Here is a 14797-nt window from a genome sequence, read left to right on the forward strand (position 1 = left end):
TTACAGGTTTTCGATGATTAACGAACTGTCGCGCAGATAAATTTGCACCGGCTTGCCGCGCATGGATTCGTCCAAATTTTCGCTGATCTTGTAGTGTCCGCCGATGGCAATCAGTTCTGCTTGCAGGTCCGCGCAGAAAATCCGCGCATCCAGGTTTCCCTGTACCCCCGCCAATGCACGTCCGCGGAGTGAGCCGTAAATATGGATATTTCCGTCCGCCATGACCTCCGCCCCGGGACTGACTTGGGACAGAACGATCAGGTCGGCGCCGGAGGCGTAAATCCGCTGCCCGGAACGGACCGGCTGCTCGATCAGTTTGCTTCCGCTCGGCAGCTTGGCCGTCGCGCGCGATGAGGATTTCGAAGCGGAAGGCGCAGGCGCTGGTCCGGCGACGGTTTCGTGCTTATGTTCCGGAAATATGGCCAGTTTCGCGTCTTGCGCCGCCGCTTGCAGCCTTGAACTTCCGCCGCGGGTGCCGACCGGAACCAAATGATGATCGTGCAGGATGTCGATCAAATCGAAGAAATCGACATAGGCGTTGTTGGGAAGGTCGCTGAGATCGATCACCACCGGGGCGTTACGGAAAAATTCCGGTGCTTGCCGGATCTTGTCTCTGAGCTGTTGGGCGACAAGCGCGTTGTCGCTGTTCGAAAGCTTCAGGATCGGCAGCGTAATGGAACCCGATTTGATTTCGAGCGAAACGGACCGGGCCGACTGTTCGTTAGACTTGACGGGCATCCTGATTGGGCGGGGCTCATCGGCGGAATTTGCGATGGGCGCATTCTATCACTCCCTTAAAATTTGCGTAAACGCAAGCCGCGAAAAGCGAATTTCTCGACTGAGGTTCCATCGAGCGAGCAGGGCACGCGCCAACGATGCTATGATCTTCGAAACGATCGCCAGTTTGCTGCGTCGCGCGTAGCCAGGAGGGAAGCTTCATGAGCCAAAGAGAGATAGATGGTACCGGCATTAGGGTTGTGCCCGTCGGGCTAGGTGCCATGCCGTTGTCCATCCAAGGCAGGCCCAGCGAAGAACAAGCGTTTCAAGTCATCGAGACCTTTCTCGCCGAGGGCGGCAATTTTATCGATACGGCAAACGTTTATTGTCTGGACGATTCCGACATCGGGCACAATGAACGCCTCATCGCCAAAGTTCTGGACCAACTCGGCAAACGGGGTCAGGTTGTCATCGCAACCAAAGGCGGTCTCAGGCGCCCGGGCGGCGAGTGGGTGATCGACGGCGCCCCGAAATTTTTGCGGGAGTCCTGCGAACGAAGCCTCAAAGACCTGAAGACGGATTGCATCGAGTTATATCAGCTTCATGCCGTCGATCCCAATATCGGCTTGCTGCCTTCTCTGGAAGAGCTGATAAAGCTCCGGGACGAAGGCAAAATCAGGCATATCGGGCTATCCAATATCACTAGCCTGGACATTCTCCAGGCCGCTCTCGATCACGCGCCTATCGTTTCCGTCCAGAACCGTTGCAATCCGTTCGAAAAGCAGGATTTCGCCAACGGCGTGATCGACTATTGCGGTTTGAAAGGCATCACCTATATCCCTCATAGTCCGGTAGGCGGACACTACGGTCACGTTCGTCTCGGTCACAGCGAATTGTTCGAACGTCTGGCCGAAAAGTACCGATCGTCCCGTTACGGCATCGCCTTGGCCTGGCTGCTGGCCAAAGGCGAGCATATCATTCCCATTCCGGGAGCCAGCAAGCCGACCAGCATCGCGGACAGCATGCGCGCCTTGCACGTCCACCTCGATCCGGAGGATATTCGCGCAATCGACAACATACCGGAACTTCGGTGACTCATTGGCTTTTGCCCGCGACGACGGCATTCATCTGCTGGGGAATTTGGGCATTTCTGCCGAAACTCACCACGCGCTATATCGATCCCAAAAGCGCCATTATTTACGAGGCTGCCGGCGGGCTCGTCGTAGCGTTGGTTGTTCTGGCCCTTTTCGTCTTCAAGCCGGCCACGGAGCCGCGCGGCATGGTGTTGGCGTTGAGCACCGGGGTCCTCGGGGCCATGGGAGCTTTCGCTTATCTTTATGCCATGACCAAAGGCCCGGTTGTGTTGGTCTCCACGGCTACGGCCTTGTATCCGACCGTCGCCGTGGTTCTGGCCTATTTTTTCTTGAACGAGTCGGTTACTCTCAAGCAAGCGATCGGGATCGTACTAGGTCTGATCGCGATGGTATTGGTTAGCACTTGAAGAGCGATTAGTCGGTTCTGCGCAACGCGCCTTAAGGTTGCGTAGCCCATACCGGCAATGATGCTTGCCAGGGAATAAAACGCGCATGCAATTACCGGACTATCAAGGCGCCGGCATCGTAAATCTGCTCAGCTCGCTCATTACCGGGCTCGGTGGCGAGCCGAACGGCTATGCGCCCCTCAACGGCCTATCATCGGCGGAGGTGGGCGCTTACCGCAATGTTGTTCTGATCGTAGTCGATGGACTCGGTTATGAATACTTGATCAGGCAGGACTGCGGCAGTTTCTTGCGGCAACATCTCCGCGGACGCATGACATCGGTCTTTCCGTCCACTACCGCGACGGCCATAACGAGCTTCTTGACCGGACTGGCGCCGCAACAGCACGGTTTGACCGGATGGCACATGTATTTCAAGGAATTGGGTGCCGTACTGTCGGTATTGCCTGGTGTGCCTCGATACGGCGGGATACCGCTGGGGAAATGCGGCATCGAAGCCGAAAAATTTTTCGGCCATGTGCCGATCTTCAATCGCATTCCGCTGCCTTGCTATATCGTTTCCCCGCGCCGTATAGCCCATTCGGACTTCAATTTGGCGCATCAAGGCAGAGCCGAATTGCGAGATTTCGATACGATCGAGGAATTTTTCGGCGTGATCGTTCGGACTCTCCGGAAGGATGTTCATCGCAAATTCATTTATGCCTACTGGTCTGAGCTCGACCATATCGGCCATGAGAATGGATCGGCAAGCCCGGAGGCGGAACAGCATCTGGCTGAACTGGACAGCGCCTTCGAGGCGTTTTTCGGAAACATTGCGGGAAGCGATACGCTGCTCATCGTCGCGGCGGACCACGGTCAAATCGATACCAGCCCCGAGCGTGTCATCGAGCTGGACGATCATTCGGAGCTGAATGAATGCCTGATATTACCTTTATGCGGTGAAAGACGGGCTGCATATTGCTATGTGAAATCGGGAGAGGCGCAACGCTTCGAACGTTATGTACAAGATAACTTGACCGCTTATCTCGAATTGCATCTCAGTCGGGATCTTCTCGCTTCCGGCTGTTTCGGTTCAGGCACGCCTCACCCGCGGTTGACCGAACGCATAGGCGATTACATGCTGATCATGAAGGAGAATTACGTGATAAAGGATTGGCTCCCTGGCGAACGCCCATATCGGCAGATCGGTGTCCACGGCGGCATGAGCCCGGAGGAGATGTTCGTCCCGCTTATCGTGGCGGCGGCTTAGGCGGGAAGGCTGCGTACGAGTAGGCTCGGGCGAATTCATGCGGTGATTCCGAGCGCTCGGGCTATGCGGACACTCGGTTAGATGCGGCCTCGGAGATCGCACTTCGACCCGAAGAGTCGAAGCTTTGTCTATCACGATGCGAAGGGATTCCAAGGTAGGCGTGCAAAGAAAAAAACCGGCACGGGAACGTCCGGTGCCGGTTTATGCGTCTTCTGACGCAGCGCTTAGTACTACAGTCGCAGTTATGGTGGACGACCACGACAGCGGCGTCGGTAATGGCACTGCCTGGCGCGCCACTGATGACGGCGCCGCCAGAGTGACCAGGCCAGCACATGCGCCGCCTCGGGACGCCGGGTCCAGAGCACGTGGACCAGCAAGCGGCGGACTTCCGGGGCAGTAAATGGGATCAAGCCGGCCTCAGTGCCCCTTTTTTCGCTTGGGTGCTCATAGCCACCAAGAACGCCTGGGCCAGCAGCGCCAAGGTGATATGCCGATGCCAGGCGTCCCACGTCCGTCCCTCATACTCGTCCAACCCACAGTCCTGCTTGGCCCTCTCGAAGCCCACTTCAATGGTCCACCGTCGCCCGGCGACCTGAATCAGGGTCTCCAGCGTCGTGCCCTCCCGCGGGGCAAACGCTACGTAATACGCCAGCTTGCTCGGATCCTCAAGACTCCGGCGCACCACCAGCCAATGGCCCCAGGCCCGCTCCTCAGCGGTCGGTTGCCACCGCCACAAAGGCTGCCACGCCCAGTCGTACTCCCGTGGCCCCTTGGCACCGTCTCCGGCCGAGTGCCGCTGCCACGCCGAAGCGGGTAGTTCGGCGGCGAGTTCCTGCGCCGGCCGATACACCGGACCATCACGCCACAACGGCACGTTACAGGCCACCCCCAGCACAAACGGCTGGCGCCGTTGCTCCAGCCAAAACCGCAGCCGCCGATCGCCCCCATACACCTCATCACCGGTCACCCAGCGGCACGGCACACCGGCGTCCAACGCGCGTTCGATCATCTCCAACGCTAACCCAGGCTTGGTGCGAAACGTCACCCCTTCAGGCACGTGCGCCTCGGCGCGGCGATGGGGGGCGGCGGCCCACTCCTTGGGCAGGTACAGTGCCCGATCGAGAAAAGCCGCCCCGTGCACACTGGCATAAGCGAGAAAAACGCCGACCTGGCTGTTCTCGATGCGGCCGGCCGTGCCACTGTATTGGCGCTTGACTCCGACCGAGTGCGTGCCTTTCTTCAAAAAACCCGTCTCGTCCACCACTAACACCGCCTCTGGATCGGCCAACCGCTCCACCACGTAAGCCCTCAGGTCATCCCGTACCCGATCGGCATCCCACTCAGCGCCATTCAACAGCCGCTGGACGCCATCCGGGGTCCGCTCCCCCAAGTGCTCCGCCAGCTGCCAGCCGTTCTTGCGCGCGACCGGACTTAACAGCCCACGCAGATACCCCAACGCGCGTTGCCGCGGTTCCGCCCGCCGAAAACGCGAGCCAATCCGCGCATGCAGTGCGGTCAGCTCCGCGTCCCACTGTCGTATCGAGTCTTGCATGGCAGTCTCCTCAGTCGATTACCATGCTTGTTAGACCTAAATAAATGCGGCTGTAGTATTAGAGCGTTTTCCATCCCGGTGTACGGATTCGTGCCAGGAGGGGAGAACGTAGGTCGGCAATCCCTTACACCGATTCGGAAAACGGGCTAAAGCTGTTCGTTTTCCGGTTTTTCCTTCTTTTCGGTATCTCCGTTGGTTGGGCTCAAGCCTTCCAATTCAAGGTCCATTTCCTGCTCGAACTCATCCTCCAGAGGAGGGTTGCCGTCATGGATCAGGTAATTGCGCTGCTGAAAGTAAGCGTTACGAATAAACTCGTAACGGTCGACCGAGGCCTCGTCAACGATTTTGGTGGCGCTCAGCAGGTCGGCGCGCATGTCGACCGTTTTCAGAGTGCCCGTTCCATAGGGAATCGCGGCCGGAGTGATCCAGTTGATGGGGTTGGCGGCGGTGTCTCCGGCCAAGCCGAGGGCACCGCGGGGCGTGCTCGGTCCGATGAACGGCAGAACCAGATAAGGACCCGACGGAATGCCCCAGGCGCCCAAGGTCTGATCGGTATCTTCGTTGTGTTTCGGTAGATCGAGCTTGGAGGCGACATCGATGAATCCGCCCACACCCAGAACCGTATTGACCAGGAATCGGCCGGTGTCTTGCCCGGTTTGGAGAAGCTTGAATTGCAATAGGTCGTTGGCGATTACGCCAATGTCGTCCACATTGCTGAAGAAGTTGGTGATACCCTTATCGACGAACGACGGCGTGATATATTGATAGCCCTGACTGACGGGCTTCATGACATAATCGTCCAGAGTATCGTTAAATTTCTGAACGCCGCGGTTCCACCCTTCCCAAGGGTCACGTGGATCATGCTTGGTGGCGGTCGCGCAGCCGGCAAGACTCACGATAAGCGCGAGTCCGAAGACCGGCAATGAAGGGCGTAACTGGCGAGTTGTTTTCATTTTTTTTGTTCCTTTCCCGAAGTCGATCAGGCTTTCTCTAAAATTAGCATATCCAGGGCGAAGCTTCGAGCTACCGTGAACTTAAATTCGAGTTGACGGGAAAATATAATGAGCTTAGCGAACCTAGTCGAGAAAAAAATGCGATCGAATAATGCCTGATCATCATCTCGCCAGTTTGGCGCGCCGCTTCCGCGGCTATTTGCCTGTCGTCGTCGACGTCGAAACCTCGGGTCTAAGCCCTTCGGAACATGCTTTGCTGGAAATTGCCGTGGTTATTCCCGAGATGAACGGCAACGGCCATCTCCAGATCTGTGAGACCCATTCCACTCATATCAAGCCGTTTCCAGGTGCTCGCATGGATCCGGCTGCCTTGAGTTTCAACAAGATCGATCCCTATCACCCGTTTCGATTCGCGGTGGATGAAAAGGAAGCTCTCTCGAAGATCTTCCAGCCCATTCGCGCCGCCGTCCGGCGCACCGAGTGTACTCGGGCGATCCTGGTCGGGCACAATCCCGCCTTCGACATCGGTTTTTTGAACGCGGCAGTGGCGCGGTGCGGGATCAAGCGGAATCCTTTTCATCCTTTCAGCACTTTCGATACCGCTACTTTAAGCGGTCTGGTTTACGGCCAAACCGTGCTGGCGAAGGCGGTGCAAGCGGCGGGATTCGAGTGGAACAACGACCAAGCGCATTCCGCGATTTATGACGCCGAGCAAACCGCTCGCCTGTTCTGTACGATCGTAAATCGCTGGAAAGACCTGGTAACGATTGAAAAAGGCAGCCCGGAGGATTTACTCGGATGAATCCACCGAAGTAGGAGCCGCTTCGCTCAGCCGCTTCTGCAACTCGCCGCTTTCGAACAGCTCCAACATGATATCGCTTCCGCCGACCAGCTCGCCGTTAATGTAAAGCTGCGGAAACGTCGGCCATTGAGAAAATACCTTCAGCCCCTCTCTCAGCTCGGGATCTTCGAAGATGTTCACGTAAGCGTACTCGACGCCGCAGCGTTCCAAAATTTGCACTGCCCGTCCCGAAAAGCCGCACTGAGGAAAATCGGGAGACCCCTTCATGTAAAGGATCACCGGATTCTCGGCGAGTTGTTTCTTGATGCGTTCTGTAACGTCCATACCGGCTGTCTCAAATTAAAGTGGATAAAATACCTTAGTGAATCTATCAGAAATGATCGGCGCTCGGAAGGCCGACTCTGATGCTTAAACTTTGTCGTTTACTGTTGGATAATCCGCTAAAGCGACAATTTCATCACTCAAAATAAATAAGGAATTCTCTGCATGCATCAGATTACCCTCATTCCCGGTGACGGTATCGGACCTTCCATCGTCGATGCCGCGGTCAGCGTGATCGAAGCGACCGGCGTAAGAATCCACTGGGATCGGCAATTAGCCGGCATGGCGGCTGTCGAAAAACATGCCGATCCATTGCCCGATGCGACCATCGAATCAATCCGGAACAATCGAATTTGCTTCAAAGGCCCGCTGACCACGCCGGTCGGCGGGGGTTACCGAAGCGTCAACGTAACCTTGCGACAGACATTCAACTTGTATGCGAATGTTCGTCCGGCCATTTCTTTCGAAGGCACCAGCACACCGTTTCAAAATGTAAACCTGGTGACGGTTCGCGAGAATACGGAAGGCCTCTACGCCGGTATCGAGCATTTCATCAAGGTCGATGCGGAAAAACTGGGAGCAGAAAGCATCGCGATCGTTACCAAGAAAGGCTCCGAACGGATCATCGAATACGCCTTTCAATATGCGCGCAAAACCCAGCGCAAAAAAGTGACGCTGGTGCACAAAGCCAACATTTTGAAGTGTACCTCCGGGCTGTTTTTGGAAATCGGTCGGGAAGTCGCCAAGGCTTATCCGGAGATCGAGTTCGAAGACAAGATCGTCGACGCCTGCTCGATGCAACTGGTCATGAGGCCGGAAGTGTTCGATGTGATCGTTACCACCAACTTATTCGGGGATATTCTGTCCGACTTGGCGGCAGGTCTCATCGGCGGGTTGGGATTGACCGCAGGCGCGAACATCGGCACCGATGCCGCTTTATTCGAGGCCGTGCACGGCAGCGCGCCGGATATTGCCGACAAGGGCATTGCCAATCCGACGGCCATGATCCTGGCGGGCGCCATGATGCTCGAACATATCGGGGAGCTCGACGCTGCCCGGAAAATCGAACAAGCCGTCCGTAAGGTCATCCGCGACGGCAGAATCGTGACGCCCGACCTAAACGCGAATTCGCCCTACGGAACACAACATATGGCCGATGCCATAATCCGCGAGCTCATCGAGCAAGGCTGATCGGAAAGCACCGTTCATGTAGAAGTTTTCTGCTGCCAGGCAGCCCACACAGTATCTCAAGATTGGCCCCATGACCGACTTACATGGGGCCAAACGCAGACGGACCTTGTTCGCCAAGGCGCGAATAGGAAAAATTGGATTTGATCAATCGGACGTCTCGCGCTAATCTATTAGGCCTTCCGCTACGTCCCCATCGTCTAGCGGCCCAGGACTCCGCCCTCTCACGGCGGCAACAGGGGTTCGAACCCCCTTGGGGACGCCAAGTTTATATAACCTTGGGACAGCAAGGTCCCGACGGTCGTTTGTCCTTCCGCCCGCAATACTTTCTTGCCTTTCCGTTCCACCGGAATACACCGAATCGGTTCCTTGAGCAGTTGCCGGAGCGCTTTTCGTGCCGCGGCCACATCGCGCTGCATCCAGCGCGTCAAACCTCTGGAGTGACGCTCATTTGCGCCAGTAGGCCGGCGTGAACAGGATCAGCGCCGTGAACACCTCGATGCGGCCAAGAAACATGGCCAAGGTGCAGATCCACGTTTGAAAGTCGGTCAATCCGCCGTAGTTCGTGGCGGGTCCCACTTCCCCCAATCCGGGACCCGCATTGTTGATGCTGGCGAGCACGGCGGAGAACGATGACAGGAAATCGAGTCCACTGATTACGAGCAATAAGGTAAGGACCACGACGCTCATGAAATAGACAAAAATAAATCCGAGCACCGACAGGACGATCGGTGACTGAATGACCATATTGCCGAGTTTGAGCGGGTTGACCGAAGTGGGGTGAGTCAGCAGGAACATCTGGAGCTGGCTTTGTTTGACGAGAATCAGGGTCCGCATCATCTTGATGCCGCCGCCGGTGGATCCGGTGCAGACGGCAACGCAACTCACGAAGAACATCCACAGCGGCGCAAAAATCGGCCACTCGTTGAAATCGGCGGTGACAAACCCGCAGTCGGTGCCGATGGACACCAAGCTGAAGCTCGCGTGGCGAAGGGCGGTCGGAAAATCCGCATAAGTGCCCTGAAGCCACAGATAAAGCCCAATTGCCACGCAACTGCCCACCACAAGCACCAGATAAGGTAGCAACTCGACATCATGCTTGTACGGCATCAGGCTCCTGCCGCGGAGCGCCAGAAAATGCGTGGCGAAGTTCATCCCCGCCAGCAGCATGAAAACGATCAAAACCGCCTCGATTGCGGGCGAATTGAAGTGGCCGACACCGGCGTCGTAGGTGGAGAACCCGCCGAGCGACAAGGTTGCAAATGCATGGCAGACAGCGTCCAGCCACGTCATCCCTGCCCATTTCAAGGCAAAAATGCAGGCCACGGTGATGCTGCCGTAAACCAGCCAGAGATTCTTGGCCGTCTCGGTAATGCGCGGCGTGAGCTGGCTGTCTTTCATGGGGCCGGGCGTTTCGGCCATAAACAGCTGGCGGCCACCGACACCGAGCACCGGGAGAATCGCCACCGCCAAGACGATGATTCCCATGCCGCCCAACCAGTTGAGTTCATGCCGCCATAAATTGATGGCGGGCGGCAGCCGATCCAATCCGGTCAGAGTCGTGGCGCCGGTAGTCGAAAGTCCGGACATCGTTTCGAAGTAGGCGTCGGTAAACGACAGGTTCTTCAGATACGACATGAGTGGAAAAGTTGCAAAGGCGGCCATTCCCGTCCAGGCGAGCACCACCAGCATAAAGCCCTGTTTGGCCTTCAACTCCCTATCGAATTGGCGGGTCAGTATCCAAAGTAGCAAACCCGCACCCAAGGTGAGCAGCATGTCCTCGATGAAAAGCAGTTCCGTCCCATCCCGATAAATGAGCGACGTCAAAATAGGCAAGATGTAGGTCATGCTGAAGACCATTAGCATCAGCCCGAAAACCCGGGCCAGTGACAGAAATTGAATCATGCTGAAATGCTTTTTTGTTCTTATTAACCCGGCCTATAAATATAGGCCGGGTTAATCCGGGGCAGGGATGCCCCGGCGCGGCGACAAGCCGCGTGAGCCCAGGCCGGGCGTGTACCGGCCTGGGCGGCGGCCCGAAATACCAGGAGGGTATTTACGGGCCTGATTAATAAGATTTCTGTATGCGCAGAATAAAAGGCATCGGAATTTCCGTCCGTAAGCGATCACTATCCCATTTTCTTTGAGACGATAGCCATTCCAGAACTTACCCGGCGCGCTAAAAATACCGGGCATTGATCACGAAATGCGCGACTATGCTGCCGGCATACCCGAGCGCAATGGCCGGAACCCATTTCAGGTGTGTGCTGAAGGTATAGAAGCCTTTGGCTTGACCGAGAAGTCCCACACCCGCCGCCGAGCCGATGGCGAGCAGGCTTCCCCCGACACCCGCCGTCAGCGTCACCAATAACCATTGCCCCTGTGAGATATCGGGCATCATCGTCAGCACGGCGAACATGATGGTGCCGTTATCGATGAAGGCGGAGATGATGCCCACCAGCACGTTGGCGATGGTGGGGTCGAGATCGGTATAAAGGAACTGCGAGGCGTAGTTCAAATAGCCGATGAAGCTCAAACCCCCGACGCTGACCATGACGCCGTAGAAGAACAGCAGCGTGTCCCATTCCAATCGCGAGACGTTGTGGAATACGTCGAAATGATGCCGTTCCTCCAGGTCGTAGGGGATTTCCATGGCATCGGTATCGGCGACTTCGCCCGAATTGCCGCGTGGCGCCGCAGTCTTCTGCAGGTAATAGCTGAAGAATTTCAGATAGGTGAGCCCCGCCAACATGCCGGCGGCCGGCGGGAGACTCAGGAAGTTCTCGAAACAGACGGCGGTGACGATGGTCAACAGAAACAACAGAATAATCGTTTTCGCCCCGCGCCGCAGGGCGAAAGCCTCCAGAGCGGGTGCCGGCTTTTCCTTGGGAACCCAGAAGTACATGATGGCTGCCGGCAGGACAAAATTGACGATGGAGGGGACCAGCAACGAATAGAACTCGATGAACGGCACGACCCCTTTTTGCCAGACCAGGAGGGTCGTGATATCGCCGAACGGACTGAAGGAGCCGCCGGCATTGGTGGCAACCACCACGTTGACGCAGGCCACGCCGATGAAGCGGCGGTTATCCCGCCCCATCGCCATGATCACGGTGCCCATCAAAAGGGCGGTGGTGAGATTGTTGCACACCGAGGACAGCAAGAAGGACAGGCATCCGGTGATCCAAAACAGCTGCCGATAGCTGAAGCCCTTGCGCAGCAGCCAGATACGCAGGGATTCGAACACCCCCCGATCTTCCATGGCGTTGAGGTAGGTCATCGAAACCAGTATGAACAGGAATAGCTCCGCGTACCCCTCCAACCCAGTGCGGAATGCTTGCTCGGCCTGCTCGCCAAGGCCGTCCCGGACGTATACGGCAGCAATCAAGACCCAGATGAGGCTGGCGGCAAGAACCATCGGCTTCGATTTGCGCAGTTCCGTGACCTCCTCGATCATGGCCAGCGCATAAGCTCCGAGGAAGATCGCGACGGCCAGATAGCCGACGGCATGATGGGTCAGATCCAGCGGCGGCGGTAGGCTGCCCTCGGCGCTCAGGGCCGGGACCGGTAAGGCGGCAAGCACGATCATCAGCCATTTCTTATTCATGATTGATCGGCTTGTTGGTGAGTACGATGTAGCCGTGTTTCTTGACCGATCAGCCGCTGATGACGGCTGCCCGCTTGTCTCGTTATTAAGACGTGAAGCATGGATGGCATTCCGCTGTTTAATGTTGAACGAAAAGGCAATGCAGACCTGATCATGCAAAGGCGAGCGCCGCCGGTCATTGCTTGGCTGCATCAATGCACGCGCTCGTGGGTCTTCGATCATTCGTCGTCGCACAGACGGTATCCCACACCGGGTTCCGTCAGGAGATAGCGGGGTCTGGCGGGATCGGCCTCGATCTTGTGTCGCAACTGGCCCATGTAAATCCGGACGTAATGGCTGTGCTCGGTATGGCCCGGACCCCAGACCTCGTTCAGCAGCTGTCTGTGGGTGACGACACTTCCCGCTTGACTGATCAGGGCGGTCAGTAGGCGATACTCGATCGGCGTGAGATGGATCTCGCGGTCTTCGAGAGAAACTTTCCGCCGGGTCAGTTCGACCTTTAGGTCGCCGACTTGAAACACATCTCGCGGCGGTCCCCACGAACGCTGCGAGGCGCGCCGCAGCAATGCCCGGATACGCGCCACGAGTTCCGCCGTACTGAAGGGTTTGGTCAGGTAATCGTCCGCGCCGGCATCGAGGGCCTGGGTGATGTCGTTTTCGTGATTTCGGGCCGACAGGATGATCAGAGGGACTCCAGTGCGTTTCCGTAACCGATCCACCACCTCCACGCCATCCATGTCCGGCAGTCCAAGATCGAGGATCACGAGTGCCGGTTTGACGCTTCGCGCCGAAGCCAAACCCTCGGTCCCGGTCTCGGCCGTGATCACCGACCAACCGTCCTGGCCGCTCAGACATGTGCTCAAGAACATCCGCAAGTGCGGATCGTCCTCGATGACCAATATGACGGGGCGGGTTTCCGTCATGACCGCGATAAAGCCTCGTTTTCCAGCTCGATGTCCGGCGGTGTTTCCGTGAGCGGCAGTTCCAAGCGGAAGACGGATCCTCCGCCGGCCTGGGGCTCGACGCGAATGTCGCCGCCGTGTGCGCTGATGATGGCCCGGCAGATGGCCAAGCCGAGTCCGGCGCCGCCCTGAGGCGCTTCCGGGTAAACGCGGAAGAACTTGTCGAAGATCTGGTGCTCGAATTTTTCCGGAATGCCGGGACCCCGGTCGGCTATGAAGAGGGTCAGCAATTTCGGGGACAGTTCTGCGGTAATCTCGATGGAGCTCGCTTCCGGCGTATATTTGACGGCATTCTCGAGAAGGTTGACCAAGACTTGCTGCATCAAAACCGCGTCGACATGGACCAGCGTCAATCCGTTATCCAGTTCGACCGTGACCGGTCGGTCTTCAAGCTGTTTTCGCATCCGGCGCAGGGCGCTGCCGATGATTTCCTCAAGGGCGTACCACTGTCGATTCAGAGCAACCTTCCCGGCTTCGAGCCGGGCCATGTCCAGGATCTTATGCGTGAGATCGGACATTCGCTTCGCGTCCTCATGGATCGCTCGGATCAGCTTTTGGCGGTGCTCGGCATCCAGGTGTTCGTCGCCTTCGACCAGCGTTCCCGAGGCGCCGACGATCGTCGAAAGCGGGGTGCGGAGATCGTGGGAAATGGCGCTCAGCAGCGAATTCCTCAGGGTTTCCGCCTCTATTCGGATGGCCGTGCAGCGAGCTTGTTCGGCAGCCCGAACCCGCTCCAGAGATTGAACGATTTGATGGAGAAAGAGATCCAGGAGCGTCCGTTCTTCCGGCGAAAGCCTTCGGTGGGCCGGGAGCGCCATCACCCATACGCCGAGGACGCCTTCGGAGCCGACCAAGGGCCAGTAGAGCGAGGTCCCTACAGAATTTGTGTCGGTGCCGCCGCCGGGCGGCTGCGGTTGCCCCTGGTCAAAAGCCTGTTGTGCAAGGGCAAGATCCAGATCCGGCATGCCTGGCGGCCAAAGATCGCCTTCCGGACAGTGCAGCCGGGCTTGGCCGTCCGGAACGAGCAGGGTGTTCGGGAGCCCAAATTCGGAGTAGATATGTTTGATGCCGGCTGCGATCACGTCCGCCTCCTGGCGCGTACCGGCCAGTTCCTTGCTCAGCCGGTACAGCGTCGAGGCGCGCTGTTCCCCCTGCGCCGCCACGGCGGCCTGCGATCGAAGCGCATCCATCAGGCTGCTGGTCACGACCGCAACGATCAGCATGACGGCAAGGCCGATCAGATGCTCCGTATCGGAGACGGCGAAGGAAAAAATCGGAGGGGCAACGAAAAAGGCGAAAGTCCCGGCGCTCTGAAGAGAGGCCAGGATGGAGGGGCCGCGTCCGAACCGGATAGCCACGAAAAACACGCCCAGCAAGTAAATCATCAGGATGTTCGCTGGGCTGATCTGACCGCGCAGCGGCCAATTGATCAACGTGCAAAGCGTGGGAGCCGCCAACCCCCAGAAATATCCAACCGCTCGGCGGTAGGGCCTATGCAAGGAAGTAGGGGCGTGGGATGAGGTGCTCGTGGCGGATACCATGCGCTTTGGCTGCTCTAAAAGGCCGGAATTGACCGAGGCGAACTCGCCGTATTCGTGACTTCGGCCGGCCTCAATCGCGTCTTTGGACTAGTCCTAGGGTGCCGATATCCTTGCTAAAGCTCTCTCGAAGCATGCGTAGCCGAGGTACTGTTCCGCCGGGTCTGCGCCGTTCACTCTAGGTTTTCGGATCTAAAGATGGTGTAAATTTTGCGTCAATAATGAGTGGCATATTTATTTCAAAACAGAAAGCAATCGAGATGTCAGCCATCGCCCTCCACCGTGATCGATATCAAACCGCTCCCCCGGCGATTGACCTACCGCGCTGCCTCCAAGCGTACTCTGGCCTATCGGGGCCGCGGCGTTACCTCGGAACCAAGGCCGTAACCCGCCGAGCGACCTCGAATCGG

General features: G+C 57.5%; 14 protein-coding genes and 1 tRNA gene. 6 read left to right on the plus strand and 9 right to left on the minus strand.

The annotated features are described in order from the left end of the window. Positions 1 to 738, minus strand: coding sequence for a septum site-determining protein MinC (minC, locus tag ACR2R1_RS15420; protein ID WP_086133009.1), 738 nt, complete (start codon positions 736 to 738; stop codon positions 1 to 3). A 200-nt stretch (positions 739 to 938) separates the two neighbouring features. Between minC and ACR2R1_RS15425 the strand changes: the two genes are divergently transcribed. From ACR2R1_RS15425 to ACR2R1_RS15435, 3 genes are all read left to right on the plus strand, one after another. Further along, entirely contained in the window at positions 939 to 1811 is an 873-nt protein-coding gene (locus ACR2R1_RS15425; RefSeq protein WP_434110808.1) for an aldo/keto reductase, read from the plus strand. Next, on the plus strand, positions 1808 to 2218 hold the full coding sequence (locus ACR2R1_RS15430; protein ID WP_086133008.1) for an EamA family transporter: 411 nt from the start codon (positions 1808 to 1810) through the stop codon (positions 2216 to 2218). Before ACR2R1_RS15425 ends, ACR2R1_RS15430 begins: the two co-directional genes overlap by 4 nt. An 85-nt stretch (positions 2219 to 2303) precedes the next feature. Then, positions 2304 to 3464: an alkaline phosphatase family protein gene (locus ACR2R1_RS15435; protein WP_434110810.1), complete on the plus strand. Its 1161-nt coding sequence runs from the start codon at positions 2304 to 2306 to the stop codon at positions 3462 to 3464. Between the two features lie 406 nt (positions 3465 to 3870). Here ACR2R1_RS15435 and ACR2R1_RS15440 read toward each other — a convergent pair whose 3' ends face one another. Together ACR2R1_RS15440 and ACR2R1_RS15445 are read right to left on the minus strand one after the other, a co-directional pair. Then, on the minus strand, positions 3871 to 5016 hold the full coding sequence (locus tag ACR2R1_RS15440; RefSeq protein WP_434110624.1) for an IS701 family transposase: 1146 nt from the start codon (positions 5014 to 5016) through the stop codon (positions 3871 to 3873). A gap of 146 nt (positions 5017 to 5162) precedes the next feature. Then, entirely contained in the window at positions 5163 to 5969 is an 807-nt protein-coding gene (locus ACR2R1_RS15445; protein WP_434110812.1) for an MlaA family lipoprotein, read from the minus strand. Positions 5970 to 6120: 151 nt separating this feature from the next. On the opposite strand from ACR2R1_RS15445, the gene rnt reads away from it, so the two are divergent. After that, the gene (gene rnt, locus ACR2R1_RS15450; protein ID WP_077730949.1) at positions 6121 to 6771 is read left to right on the plus strand and encodes a ribonuclease T; all 651 of its coding nucleotides are present in this window, start codon (positions 6121 to 6123) and stop codon (positions 6769 to 6771) included. On the opposite strand, the gene grxD is transcribed toward rnt, so the two are convergent. Next, positions 6760 to 7095: a Grx4 family monothiol glutaredoxin gene (grxD, locus tag ACR2R1_RS15455; RefSeq protein ID WP_077730948.1), complete on the minus strand. Its 336-nt coding sequence runs from the start codon at positions 7093 to 7095 to the stop codon at positions 6760 to 6762. The two genes, rnt and grxD, sit on opposite strands and share 12 nt — an antisense overlap. Positions 7096 to 7257: 162 nt before the next feature. On the opposite strand from grxD, the gene ACR2R1_RS15460 reads away from it, so the two are divergent. Both ACR2R1_RS15460 and ACR2R1_RS15465 read left to right on the plus strand, forming a co-directional pair. Next, the gene (locus ACR2R1_RS15460; RefSeq protein WP_077730947.1) at positions 7258 to 8283 is read left to right on the plus strand and encodes an isocitrate/isopropylmalate dehydrogenase family protein; all 1026 of its coding nucleotides are present in this window, start codon (positions 7258 to 7260) and stop codon (positions 8281 to 8283) included. A gap of 186 nt (positions 8284 to 8469) precedes the next feature. Then, positions 8470 to 8545 (plus strand) — tRNA-Glu (locus tag ACR2R1_RS15465). On the opposite strand, the gene ACR2R1_RS15470 is transcribed toward ACR2R1_RS15465, so the two are convergent. The 5 genes from ACR2R1_RS15470 to ACR2R1_RS15490 all read right to left on the minus strand — a co-directional run bounded on the left by ACR2R1_RS15470 (position 8505) and on the right by ACR2R1_RS15490 (position 14306). Continuing rightward, positions 8505 to 8711 (minus strand): hypothetical protein, encoded by a 207-nt coding sequence (locus tag ACR2R1_RS15470; RefSeq protein WP_434114249.1) that lies wholly within the window; start codon positions 8709 to 8711, stop codon positions 8505 to 8507. The genes ACR2R1_RS15465 and ACR2R1_RS15470 overlap by 41 nt on opposite strands. 16 nt (positions 8712 to 8727) lie before the next feature. Continuing rightward, a complete protein-coding gene (locus ACR2R1_RS15475; RefSeq protein WP_077730946.1) occupies positions 8728 to 10185 on the minus strand; it encodes a TrkH family potassium uptake protein in 1458 nt (485 codons plus the stop codon). Positions 10186 to 10459: 274 nt separating this feature from the next. Continuing rightward, complete coding sequence (gene nhaD, locus ACR2R1_RS15480; protein ID WP_077730945.1) at positions 10460 to 11887, minus strand: sodium:proton antiporter NhaD; 1428 nt, start codon at positions 11885 to 11887, stop codon at positions 10460 to 10462. A 218-nt stretch (positions 11888 to 12105) separates the two neighbouring features. Then, positions 12106 to 12810: a response regulator gene (locus ACR2R1_RS15485; protein ID WP_434110816.1), complete on the minus strand. Its 705-nt coding sequence runs from the start codon at positions 12808 to 12810 to the stop codon at positions 12106 to 12108. Further along, positions 12807 to 14306: a DUF4118 domain-containing protein gene (locus ACR2R1_RS15490; protein ID WP_434110818.1), complete on the minus strand. Its 1500-nt coding sequence runs from the start codon at positions 14304 to 14306 to the stop codon at positions 12807 to 12809. Before ACR2R1_RS15490 ends, ACR2R1_RS15485 begins: the two co-directional genes overlap by 4 nt. Positions 14307 to 14797: the final 491 nt, after the last annotated feature.

Source organism: Methylocaldum sp. GT1TLB (assembly GCF_051027445.1).
In the GTDB taxonomy this organism is placed as follows: Bacteria; Pseudomonadota; Gammaproteobacteria; order Methylococcales; family Methylococcaceae; genus Methylocaldum.

Excerpts from the sequence above, each read along its gene's own strand:
- ACR2R1_RS15460 (WP_077730947.1), top strand. The coding sequence starts at position 7,258 with ATGCATCAGATTACCCTCATTCCCGGTGACGGTATCGGACCTTCCATC.
- ACR2R1_RS15485 (WP_434110816.1), bottom strand. The coding sequence starts at position 12,810 with ATGACGGAAACCCGCCCCGTCATATTGGTCATCGAGGACGATCCGCAC.
- ACR2R1_RS15445 (WP_434110812.1), bottom strand. The coding sequence starts at position 5,969 with ATGAAAACAACTCGCCAGTTACGCCCTTCATTGCCGGTCTTCGGACTC.
- ACR2R1_RS15435 (WP_434110810.1), top strand. The coding sequence starts at position 2,304 with ATGCAATTACCGGACTATCAAGGCGCCGGCATCGTAAATCTGCTCAGC.
- rnt (WP_077730949.1), top strand. The coding sequence starts at position 6,121 with ATGCCTGATCATCATCTCGCCAGTTTGGCGCGCCGCTTCCGCGGCTAT.
- grxD (WP_077730948.1), bottom strand. The coding sequence starts at position 7,095 with ATGGACGTTACAGAACGCATCAAGAAACAACTCGCCGAGAATCCGGTG.
- ACR2R1_RS15440 (WP_434110624.1), bottom strand. The coding sequence starts at position 5,016 with ATGCAAGACTCGATACGACAGTGGGACGCGGAGCTGACCGCACTGCAT.
- nhaD (WP_077730945.1), bottom strand. The coding sequence starts at position 11,887 with ATGAATAAGAAATGGCTGATGATCGTGCTTGCCGCCTTACCGGTCCCG.
- ACR2R1_RS15475 (WP_077730946.1), bottom strand. The coding sequence starts at position 10,185 with ATGATTCAATTTCTGTCACTGGCCCGGGTTTTCGGGCTGATGCTAATG.
- ACR2R1_RS15425 (WP_434110808.1), top strand. The coding sequence starts at position 939 with ATGAGCCAAAGAGAGATAGATGGTACCGGCATTAGGGTTGTGCCCGTC.
- minC (WP_086133009.1), bottom strand. The coding sequence starts at position 738 with ATGCCCGTCAAGTCTAACGAACAGTCGGCCCGGTCCGTTTCGCTCGAA.